General features: G+C 54.1%; 9 protein-coding genes. 4 read left to right on the forward strand and 5 right to left on the reverse strand.

The features are described from left to right. Positions 1 to 61: 61 nt before the first annotated feature. The 3 genes from spy to astA form a co-directional block, all read right to left on the reverse strand. Positions 62 to 553 (reverse strand): ATP-independent periplasmic protein-refolding chaperone Spy, encoded by a 492-nt coding sequence (gene spy, locus HB631_RS26520; protein ID WP_213994170.1) that lies wholly within the window; start codon positions 551 to 553, stop codon positions 62 to 64. Positions 554 to 1,043: 490 nt separating this feature from the next. Then, complete coding sequence (gene astB, locus HB631_RS26525; RefSeq protein ID WP_255557334.1) at positions 1,044 to 2,390, reverse strand: N-succinylarginine dihydrolase; 1,347 nt, start codon at positions 2,388 to 2,390, stop codon at positions 1,044 to 1,046. Then, positions 2,387 to 3,439 (reverse strand): arginine N-succinyltransferase, encoded by a 1,053-nt coding sequence (astA, locus tag HB631_RS26530; RefSeq protein WP_213994171.1) that lies wholly within the window; start codon positions 3,437 to 3,439, stop codon positions 2,387 to 2,389. Before astA ends, astB begins: the two co-directional genes overlap by 4 nt. A 698-nt stretch (positions 3,440 to 4,137) precedes the next feature. Between astA and HB631_RS26535 the strand changes: the two genes are divergently transcribed. Beyond that, the gene (locus tag HB631_RS26535; protein ID WP_213994172.1) at positions 4,138 to 5,433 is read left to right on the forward strand and encodes an acyltransferase; all 1,296 of its coding nucleotides are present in this window, start codon (positions 4,138 to 4,140) and stop codon (positions 5,431 to 5,433) included. An 80-nt stretch (positions 5,434 to 5,513) separates the two neighbouring features. Here the strand turns inward: HB631_RS26535 and HB631_RS26540 are convergent, their stop codons facing one another. Continuing rightward, complete coding sequence (locus tag HB631_RS26540) at positions 5,514 to 6,215, reverse strand: gamma-glutamylcyclotransferase (RefSeq protein WP_213994173.1); 702 nt, start codon at positions 6,213 to 6,215, stop codon at positions 5,514 to 5,516. 370 nt (positions 6,216 to 6,585) lie between these two features. Next, entirely contained in the window at positions 6,586 to 6,816 is a 231-nt protein-coding gene (gene chaB, locus HB631_RS26545; protein ID WP_213994174.1) for a putative cation transport regulator ChaB, read from the reverse strand. Positions 6,817 to 7,210: 394 nt separating this feature from the next. Here chaB and chaA point away from each other — a divergent pair, with 394 nt between their 5' ends. The 3 genes from chaA (at position 7,211) to dauA (ending at position 10,275) form a co-directional block, all read left to right on the forward strand. Then, positions 7,211 to 8,305, forward strand: a complete 1,095-nt coding sequence (gene chaA / locus HB631_RS26550; RefSeq protein ID WP_213994175.1) for a sodium-potassium/proton antiporter ChaA — start codon at positions 7,211 to 7,213, stop codon at positions 8,303 to 8,305. A gap of 84 nt (positions 8,306 to 8,389) precedes the next feature. Continuing rightward, positions 8,390 to 8,569 (forward strand): hypothetical protein, encoded by a 180-nt coding sequence (locus tag HB631_RS26555; RefSeq protein WP_213994176.1) that lies wholly within the window; start codon positions 8,390 to 8,392, stop codon positions 8,567 to 8,569. Continuing rightward, the gene (dauA, locus tag HB631_RS26560) at positions 8,566 to 10,275 is read left to right on the forward strand and encodes a C4-dicarboxylic acid transporter DauA (RefSeq protein WP_213994177.1); all 1,710 of its coding nucleotides are present in this window, start codon (positions 8,566 to 8,568) and stop codon (positions 10,273 to 10,275) included. Before HB631_RS26555 ends, dauA begins: the two co-directional genes overlap by 4 nt. Positions 10,276 to 10,393: the final 118 nt, after the last annotated feature.

Genomic DNA, 10,393 nt, shown 5'->3' on the forward strand with positions numbered 1-10,393 from the left:
TAAAAAATCGCGGCCGGATGGCCGCGATTTCTTTAAAAAGGTTTACCCAAAAATCCGGCTGTTATTTAGCATCCTTTTGAGCCATTTTTTCGGCATGCTGTTGGTATTTTTCATTGAATTCCTTTTTCTGTTCCGGGGTCAGGACGTTATACATTTTGTTCTGCATTTCCAACCGTGCCAGCATGCGCTGATCTTGTTCCTGCGACATGGAAGTGACAAATGCCTGGGCTTTGGATGAGTCGAAGCTATCCGCGGCGATAATTTCATGCATTTGCTGACGTTCCGCCGGAGAAGGCATATTCACTTCCTTGCGGGTCTCCTTGAAAATATCGCGCATCTGCTGACGCTGCGCCTCGGTCAGTTTCAAGCCCTTGAACATCATATCCATCATCGGTCCATGTTGGTGTCCGTGATGGTGCATCATCATGTCGCCTTTCGCCGGCGCATCGGCAGTGGTAGAGGACGTAGTAGTAGTAGTATCGGCGGCCGACGCCAATTGAACTGAACCTAACACCAGGGTAGTGGCCATGAATAAAGCGGTTAATTTACGCATAATTCCCTCATTGTCTGCTTATACCCGTCATACTTCGAGTTGCAGGTACGTTGGCTTTCCTCGCTCACCCCAGTCACTTACCTGAGTAAGCTCCTGGGGATTCGCTGCGTTGCCGCCTTCCTGCAACTCGAATTATTTAGGTTATATATTCTGTCGTGAACTTTTCTCTGCGACAGTGTGCGTTACAGAAACAAGTCTACTCTAGATAACTTAAAGTAATGACATTAAGCGTAAATAACTTAAAGCCTGTAATTCATTTTTAGGCCGATAGTGGAGAAATCATGAAGATTATGTCGGAAAATCGTAATGAAATTCATCAAAATAATATCTATTACATTGATTTCAAACATAACGAATATTTAACCCCTAACCTAAAATAATAAGGTCTTTGAATTTTTGCGACATCCATTATTACAATTGGCTCGCTCCCTGAGAGGGCCAGTATCCTGTTATCGGCCATGTCAACCCGCCGACTCAAATATACGCCTGTTTATTGTTGAAAGGGATAGATGTTCCCCAGGTCGAGCAATTGAGTCAAGTCATCCAGCGCGTTACGAACCTCGTTCAATAATGCCGGATCCGCCAGATCCCTCTGATCGAGACGGTCGCGGTAATGACGGTCCACCCACTGGTTTAATTGCAAAAACAGCGGTTCGGTCATCATGACCCGCGGATTCACCGCACGGTATTCCTCCTGCGTTAAAATGACCCTTAATCGCAGGCAGGCCGGTCCGCCGCCGTTGCGCATGCTCTCGCGCAGATTGAACACGCGGATATCATCGATAAGCGGGTGTTCCGCCGCCAGCTCCCTCAGATAGTTCCACATACCCTGGTTTTGGCGGGTCTCTTCCGGCACCACCAGGGTCATGTGTCCGTCCCGCCTGCTTAATAATTGACTATTAAACAGATAGGTTCGCACCGCATCGGCCACGGAAACCCGGTCCGCGGGGACCTCCACAGGCATGAAATCCTGCTGGAGCAGCGCCAGACGGCGCCGCAGCCGGTCACGCACCCCAACGCCTTCCCTGAAGGCCGACTGATGGTAAAACAAGACCTGTTCGTTGCTCACCGCAATCACGTCGTTGTGAAACACCCCGGCGTCGATGACCGACGGATTTTGTTGGACCAGCAAGGTCCGCTCCGGCGCCAGCTGATGCAGGCGTATAACGGCTTCACTGGCCTCGCGGGTCTGCCTGGCGGGGTAACGGCCGGGTTCACCACCGCCGCCCAGACCTTCTTTACCATAGACAAACAGCTGGATGCCCGGCTGATCATATCGCCCGAGACGGCAGTGGTTGGCCGCGCCTTCGTCGCCAAACAGCGCCACCGGCGGTAAAGCGGGATGATGCCGGAAATAGCGGTTGTCGGCAAATACCGCCGCCAGGATGGCGCCGGTCGTCTCGGCTTCCAGCGCCCGATGAAAATAATTGTTCAGGTTGGCGACGGTAAAATGCACCAGCCCGTCGCTGCTGTCCGCCGACGGACTGACGGTGGCCGCGTTGGCAACCCACATGGCGGACGCCGAACATACCGCCGACAGCAACTGCGGATACCGGGCCGCGGCGGCCAGTACCTGCCCATCGGTGCCGCTGAAACCCAACTGCCGCAAAGCGGGCATATGCGGCCGCTCATGGGGCGGCAGCACAGCTTGCGGGAAACCGGCGTCAGCCAAGGATTTCATTTTCAACAACCCTTGTTTGGCCGCCAGGCGGGGATTGGCGTCCTGGTTGCGGTGACGGATGGACGCCTCATTCCCGAACGATAGCCCGGCATAATGATGGGTCGGCCCCACCAGCCCGTCAAAATTGATTTCCATGCTTCGTTTCATCGTGCTCATAGTGCGGCCTTGGATGTTCCTGACGACGCCCTGACGGGCACCGCCCTGACCTGCCGGCCGGGAGAAAGGCCCAAGGATGCATAGACATCGGCGCCGATTATCAGCCGATCCTGCTCGAATCGGGGCTGTGCCGACACGACGCGATAATCGCGGTAGTCGTCATTCGCCAGAAGAAACCATGGCGCGTCTCGTTCCGGGCCGCTTCCGTCCGATACGCCGGGAACCCATAACCGGCATTCCCGCACCGTACGGACAGTATCGATCTCAGCTTCAAGGATCGGACCGCCGTCAAAAATATCGATATACCCTTGGTAACGCAGTCCTTCCGACTCCAGCACCGCCCGCGCCGGTTCGGTGTGCGGATGGACCTTGGCGATTGCTGCGCGGGCCTCCGGCGCCAGGAAGTCCACATATAATGGGTGTTTTGGCATCAGTTCGGCGATAAAAGCCTTGCTGCCGGTACCGCTCAGGTAATCCGCCTGGGAAAAATCCATGGAGAAAAAATGCTGGCCGAGATTGGCCCAAAAAGGAGAATTCCCCTGCTCGTCGCAATAGCCGCGCAATTCCGCAATCACCCGCGGGGAAAAATGCTGACGGAACGCCGCCATGAACAGCAGACGCGCTTTCATCAGCAAGTGACCATTGTTGCCGTGACGGTAATCCGGATCGAGAAATAGCGTGCAGAGCTCAGATTGTCCAGTATGATCGTTGCTCAGATACAGGGTCGGTACCGCTTTGTAGACATTCAGGCTTTTGGACGCATGGACCAGAGTGCCGACACGGAAATTATACCAAGGCTCATTCAGGCCCACCGCCGCTTCAATGGCGCTTACCCCCACCACTTTGTGGCGCTCGCTGTCCTCCAGCACAAACAGGTAACCTTGTTCACCGCGCTCCGCCGTCCCTTGCCAGGTCCGGATGGAGCGATCGATACGGGCGGCCAGCACGTCCCGATGCGTGGGCAGAGAGGTGAGCCCGGCGCCGGTTTTGTCCGCCAGACTCAATATATCCATTAAATCGCCGGTTTCAACCGGACGGATCGTCATCATGATAAGAGTCCTCGCGACGCGGAAAATGCCCATCGATACCGCTGAGTATAAACTGCACAAAACACACCAGCAATGGAAGAATAAATGAATAAAAATTAAAGTGGACTTTAAAAACAATAGCTTACTTCGCTTTTTTATGCATTAAAAATGAATACAAAATGAATATCATGCATATGGCATCACTTTCGGCGGTTAAATCCGAGAAATTATGCACGGTCTCAATTCTTTATTCGCCTGGATTGGACGCAAGCCGGCATGAAAATAATGTGCCGGGATCCGGAAATGTCCCATGGCAGTGCGGCCCATGCCTGTGAATAATGCGCATAAGCCCGGACATAAGCAGTGCGTCCACCGGCAGTGAATTTTTGGCTTGGTCACAACGCGGCCTGTTCATAGCTGGAAATCGTCGCCAAACTGTCATCTTATGATGGGATAGTGCTTAATGGCCCGCTTCCTATGGCCACAGGCAGGAGACGGGAATCGCTGCCCTCTCCCGTTGCCGCAAAGGGTACAATCTAATAGTATCAACAGGGTATTCGGGCTTTAACACCTTGATATAACAAGCGCTAAACATGAGCTAACCCGTTAATCCGTTAGTTAGAAAAAGTTTTGAAACTACAATTATTATTCTGCTAGGTAGTTATTGACACCTGCCCGCCACTGACTGGCCACAGAAGGCCTCAGCCCGGAGAGATTTTATGAAACCAACAGAAAAAGAACGATTTATCGGCCTAGAGTGGCTGCGCTTCCTGCTCGGCTGTTATGTCATGCTGTACCATACTTCCCCTAACTATCCGCAACTTCAACGCATTTTCGGACTGAGTGAATTAGCCAGTATGGGTTTCTTCGCCACCAGCAGCTTTTTCGTGTTGTCCGGATTTCTGCTGGCCCATGTCTATGTCCGGGGCAATGCCTTGCGCGACTCGGCCCCCCGCTTTTGGGCCAAGCGCTTTTTCAATCTCTACCCCATTCATATCGTGGCCCTGGTGTCTTCGATTTTGGTGATTGCCCTGATGCAGTGGCTTGCCATCCCGCCGGATGGCCCCGGCAGCAGCGTACGGTTTGTGGTATACGATACCAATGAAATCCTGGGCCGTACCCACCCGGAGCTATTTCAGCATTACATGGATAACCTGCAGCTGGCGTTCAACGGCTTTCTGCAGCTGTTCCTGCTCCAGGCCTGGAATCCCTATTTCCTGACCTTCAATGCGCCGCTGTGGTCCCTTTCAACGCTGTTTTTCTTTTATATTTTATTCCCTTATTTCGCTCCCCGGCTGATGAACGCCCGGCGAACCTGGATGTGGCTGACCATCATCTGGGTTCTCTACCTGCTGCCGCCGGTCTGGGTCATTTGGAAACATCTTTACGGCATACCTTATACCGGCATGCTGCAGCGGGTGCCGATCCTCCGTGTGCCGGAGTTCTTCGGCGGCATCCTGGGTTATGCGTTATTCCGCCGGGCCCGGCTCCGGCAGCAAGTCATGTCAGTGTGGCAGCGCCGCTCCCTGGTGATTTCCATCGTCTGCTGTTTCCTGGCCGCGACGGTTTTGTTCACTCACGGAGCCAAATTCTGGTATTTCCTGCTGCACAACGGCCTGCTGCTGCCGTCCCAGGTAGCCCTGATTTATCTGTGCGCCCTGGCCCCCACGCCGCAAAGCGCCTGGTTGCAGCACTGGTCGCCGCGGCTCGGCGCCGCATCCTTGTCGATGTTCGCCCTGCATGTTCCTTTGTTTAATCTTTTCCGTACCCTGGAACAATTTTTCCGCGGCAATCCCACTTCTTGCTTCAGCGATTGGGAGGAATGCATCGCGGCGGCGGGCAATGTGCAGCTGTCCCTGGGCGGTTATGCCCTTTATGTGCTGCTGACGGTCTTGATTTGCGTGTTATTCCAGGAGCAGTTCGTGACGCGGGCGCGTAAAAGTCTGGTAACGCGTTTTTTGGAAAAACGCCCGTCGATGGCCAGGCTGGGCCGGGCCGAATCCTCGAACTCTTAAGGGAAAGCAAAACATGCCCTTTTGCCAGGCGGCAGGGCATGCAAGGGGTTGGCGGAAAGTGGCGGCAAGCATGCCGCGGGTTAAAACGGCGGGCCGTCGAACAGGTTCTGATTGATGGCGGATTTAGCCCGCAGCAGCTGACGTACCTGATGCACCAATTCAACCATGCATTCGTCATGCATGCCGTAATTGTTCAGTTCCTGCTCCAGCGCAAACAGATATTGGGCGTTGGTGCCCAGGGGACCGCTGGCGCAGGCGATTAACGGCGCGATAACCTGTGATCGGGTATCCGCCTCGAAGAAAGGATGCTGGGAATCCATGACAAATACCAACGCGGTGACCTTCTCATCGTCTTCCAGCGTCAGCTCGCTCCAGGTCGGCACGTAACACCCGGTAAGCATCTCCCGCTTCCACAACAGTTCAAGCTCTTCATGCAAACGATCTTCGGGTAGCCGAAAAGCCAGCCCGGTGGTCTGGCCGCCCTCTTTGAGCGCCAGCATGCGCCCCGGCTGGGCAACGGTGCCTCGTCCGGCGATCAAACGCAGACAAAAAGCGCGATGCCAACCCGATAATGTCGCCGGACGAACCTCTTCCGCCTCGAATATCGGATTCCACATCAGGGAACCGTAACCGAAAATCCACACCGGGCTATTATCCGGTCGACGCGCCAGCGTGCGCTGCAAGGAGGCGCGACGTTGCTCGGGCGTTAACAACAATGCCTCTTCAATGATGCCGAAGGCAGTTTTACAATCAGCTTTTTGCAAGAAATCGCGTGTTAACACTGATGATATTCTCCTAACCACATCCGCCGCCCGTTAGGGTAAAGCCGCCAGTTGAATATTTGAATTCCTTATCATGTAATAGCTCATTAATAAAACGCTATTGAAATGACCATATAAGTTTCTCGTCATATTATCAAGCTTGATCTGTGTCACATTATGCTTGCGTTGCTCTAATAAGCATTTAATTGAATTAAGGGGAGGTTAAGACGGGAGCGGTGTGCATTTTGACGCGTGACGATAGTCCCTATCGCCACTTCCTATCACCACCAAGGGTATCTATCGGGGAGAAAATGGGTTCATGAAAAGCATAAGGCGAATACAGAGTGTCTTGGGGTAAAGTCCGTTTGAATATCTCACGGGCCAGGAGGAGTTATGATTTCGGATGCCAACGATCGTCGTCACCCTTTTTGTATTTATGTTTCACCGCCGCCCAGGCCACTTTGTGCGCGGTCTCTTCCCGTGATTCGTCGCCGCGGCGTTCGGCTTTTTCCTCATATTGGTCCCAGGCGTGATTAAACGCCTCGCGATAAATATCCTGGGCATGCTTAGGCAGAACGTGACTGACACTGTCAGGCAATGAATTATTAGATTTGTATGGCATAGGATCCTCCTATATCGGTCTCTCTAAAGTGTAGCGGCTAACGCCATGTAAGCCAAACGGTGGGTAAAAACTCATCCGGATAGGCGCTATTATGCCGCAATGGGTACAAAATTGGCGTTAAGACCGGGATTAATACAGTTTGTAATTTAACCCGCCGTTTATTAGGGAATAATTAAATATTCTTGATATTTTATAGATGAGACTATTCAATTAAATTGCGAGCTAGAAGAGATTTTTTAGCGGTTTTTTACGGTATGATTACTTAACGTCTGTTTTATACATATCTTGACATAATTTGCGTTGTTTTCTGGTACTATTCCTAAGACGTTCAATGCTGAAATCCGATAAATACAACGTCCGGTAACCAGCCTTACCTGCGAGGAGATTACCTTTTATGAAGTCGTCCATTCACGGTATTAAAACACGCCATAAAGAATATACCCTGTTATTTCCCCTTGCCGCGCTGGCAATATTAATATTTTGGGGTACCGCTTCGTCTTTTTACGCCACGCTTGTTATCAATCTCTTGGCGCTGGCCGCTATTTTAGTCAGCGCATTTAACGTGGTGCGCCATGCGGATGTGCTGGCCCACCGGCTGGGGGAGCCCTTCGGCTCACTGATATTAAGTCTGTCGGTGGTGATTCTGGAGGTCAGCCTGATTTCAGCCCTGATGGCAACCGGCAACGCTTCGCCGGCCATCATGCGCGATACCCTTTTTTCCGTCATCATGATTGTCACCACCGGTCTGGTGGGTTTTGCCCTGCTGCTGGGGGGCCGCAAATTCGCCACCCAATTCGTGAATCTGGCCGGGATTAAGCAATACCTGATGGCCATCGTGCCGCTGGCCATTATCGTGCTGGTCTTGCCCGCCGCCTTGCCGAAGGGGAATTTCAGCACGGCTCAAGCACTGTTCGCCGGCGTGATTTCCGCAGCCATGTACGGCGTATTTTTACTGATCCAAACCAAAACGCACCAAAAATATTTTGTTTATGAGCACGAAGACGGCGATGACGATGATGCGCACGGCAAGCCCTCCGCCCATAGTTCCAAATGGCATGCCATCTGGCTAATCATTCATCTGCTGGCAGTGGTGTCGGTCACCAAATTCAACGCCGGTCCCCTGGAACAGCTGCTGGGGGATCTGAATGCCCCGCCGCAGTTCACCGGCTTTTTGGTGGCGTTGCTGATCCTCTCGCCGGAAGGGCTGGGGGCCATTAAGGCCGTGCTGAAAAACCAGGTGCAGCGGGCAATGAATCTGTTTTTCGGTTCGGTATTGGCCACCATTTCCCTCACCGTGCCGACGGTGACGGTCATCGCCATTCTCACCGATCACCCCTTGGCATTTGGTCTGGACTTGTCGCAAATCGTGGTACTGGCCACCGCCATGATTTTGTGCCAAATTTCCTTTTCCACCGGCCGCACCAATGTGCTGAACGGGACCGCTCATTTAGCACTGTTCGGCGCTTATCTGATGACGCTGATGCTGTAAAACGTTTCATTCCGCGGGGCCTTGCAAGGCCCCGTTTATTGATTTGCCCGCCTCGTCTCCGGCCGCCGGGCCGGGAAGTCCGCAATGGGTTTTCTCTTCCGCGCCAAATCATCATTCCCGGCCGCGGGGCCGCTGAACGGCTTCCTTTTTATCCGCAAAAAAGTTTTCACTGGTTTTACCACTGTAAAAACTGTTATTTTAATACTCCTTTACGACGGACCCATGGCCCGCCTCAGTTTCGTTTTTGGTTCGTTGTTTCAATGAAAAGTCGACTATTTACCGGAATTCGTCCCTTCAGTGCCCTTATTGAAGCCTGCTGGAAAGAGCCTTACAGTTTACAGCGCCTTATCAAAGATATTATCGCCGGGGTGACAGTGGGCATTATCGCCATACCCCTTTCGATGGCGCTGGCCATAGGCAGCGGCGTTGCCCCGCAATACGGTCTTTATACCTCCGCCGTCGCCGGTATCATTATCGCTTTGTTCGGCGGATCGCGTTTTAGCGTCTCGGGCCCCACCGCCGCCTTTGTGGTGATCCTCTATCCGGTATCGCAGCAGTTCGGCCTGGCGGGGCTGCTGATTGCCACCCTGCTCTCCGGCCTGATTCTGATGTTCATGGGATTCGCCCGTCTGGGTAAGCTCATCGAGTTTATTCCCTTGCCGGTGACGCTGGGTTTTACCTCCGGTATCGGCATCACTATCGGCACCATGCAGATAAAGGACTTTTTCGGTCTCCAGCTTACGGCGATGCCGGCCCAGTATATCGGTAAGCTGGTGGCGCTGGTGGGGGCATTGCCCACCTTTAACATCGGCGACACCCTGGTGGGCGTCGCCACCATGGCGGTGCTGGTTTACTGGCCCCGCCTGGGTATCCGTCTGCCGGCCCACTTGCCGGCATTGCTGATTGGTTCCGGCGTCATGGTCGTCCTCTGGGCGTTTCATCTGCCGGTGGCCACCATCGGCACCCGATTCGGTTATGTGTTGGCCAACGGGACGCACGGACAGGGCATCCCGCCCATTTTGCCGCAGTGGATATTGCCCTGGAATCTGCCGGATGCCCACGGCCAGCCGATGGCGTTTAATTGGCACACCATTTCGGCTCTCTTGCCGGCGGCATTTTCCATGGCGATGCTGGGGGCGATAGAATCGTTATTATGCGCCGTGGTGCTCGACGGAATGACCGGCATCAAACATCAATCCAACAACGAACTGATCGGCCAGGGGTTGGGCAATATCATCGCGCCTTTTTTCGGCGGCATTACCGCCACCGCCGCCATCGCGCGTTCGGCCGCCAACGTCAGGGCCGGCGCCACTTCGCCGGTTTCCTCGCTGGTGCATTCGGGTTTGGTGCTGCTGGCCCTGTTGATACTGGCCCCGGCCCTGTCCTATCTGCCGATGTCGGCCATGGCGGCGTTGCTGTTGCTGGTGGCCTGGAACATGAGCGAAGCGCGCAAGGTGGTCTACCTCTTGCGCCGCGCGCCCAAGGACGATATCGCGGTCATGCTGCTATGTATGTCCCTGACGGTGCTGTTCGATATGGTCATCGCCATTACGGTGGGCATCGTCCTGGCTTCGCTGCTGTTTATGCGGCGTATCGCCAGTATGACCCGCATCAACGAGCTACCGCAAAGCGCAGTGGGAGAATGCCGGGTTTTCCGGATTAACGGGCCGTTGTTTTTTGCCGCCGCCGAGCGGATATTTGATGAACTGACGGTGTTGACCAGTGAAGATCGACTTATTGTCCTGCAGTGGGATGCGGTACCGGTATTGGATGCCGGCGGCCTACAGGCATTTGTGCGTTTCAGCGAACATCTGCCGGCGGGTAAACAGCTTATCGTGACGGATGTTCCCTTCCAGCCGTTAAAAACCCTGGCCCGTGCCCATATCCATCCAATTGAGGGCCGGCTGGCGTTTTACCCGACACTGCCCCAGGCATTGCAGGAGCTGGCGGCGGCGCCCGCGGTTGCTTGATAGATGGTATTCCGGTGTGCGGCGGGCCGAGCCTGCCGTGGGCGCTCTCCCTTTAACAGGCTCGTTGCACGAACGACGATCGCGGGCCTAGCGTGCCATGTGGCGCTCGGGCGGGCGG

Source organism: Sodalis sp. dw_96 (assembly GCF_018449575.1).
GTDB lineage: Bacteria > Pseudomonadota > Gammaproteobacteria > Enterobacterales > Enterobacteriaceae > Acerihabitans.

Bases quoted from the DNA above. Each gene is read 5' to 3' on its own strand.
- spy (WP_213994170.1), bottom strand. From the start codon at position 553: ATGCGTAAATTAACCGCTTTATTCATGGCCACTACCCTGGTGTTAGGT.
- astB (WP_255557334.1), bottom strand. From the start codon at position 2,390: ATGAGCACGATGAAACGAAGCATGGAAATCAATTTTGACGGGCTGGTG.
- astA (WP_213994171.1), bottom strand. From the start codon at position 3,439: ATGATGACGATCCGTCCGGTTGAAACCGGCGATTTAATGGATATATTG.
- HB631_RS26535 (WP_213994172.1), top strand. From the start codon at position 4,138: ATGAAACCAACAGAAAAAGAACGATTTATCGGCCTAGAGTGGCTGCGC.
- chaB (WP_213994174.1), bottom strand. From the start codon at position 6,816: ATGCCATACAAATCTAATAATTCATTGCCTGACAGTGTCAGTCACGTT.
- chaA (WP_213994175.1), top strand. From the start codon at position 7,211: ATGAAGTCGTCCATTCACGGTATTAAAACACGCCATAAAGAATATACC.
- HB631_RS26555 (WP_213994176.1), top strand. From the start codon at position 8,390: ATGGGTTTTCTCTTCCGCGCCAAATCATCATTCCCGGCCGCGGGGCCG.
- dauA (WP_213994177.1), top strand. From the start codon at position 8,566: ATGAAAAGTCGACTATTTACCGGAATTCGTCCCTTCAGTGCCCTTATT.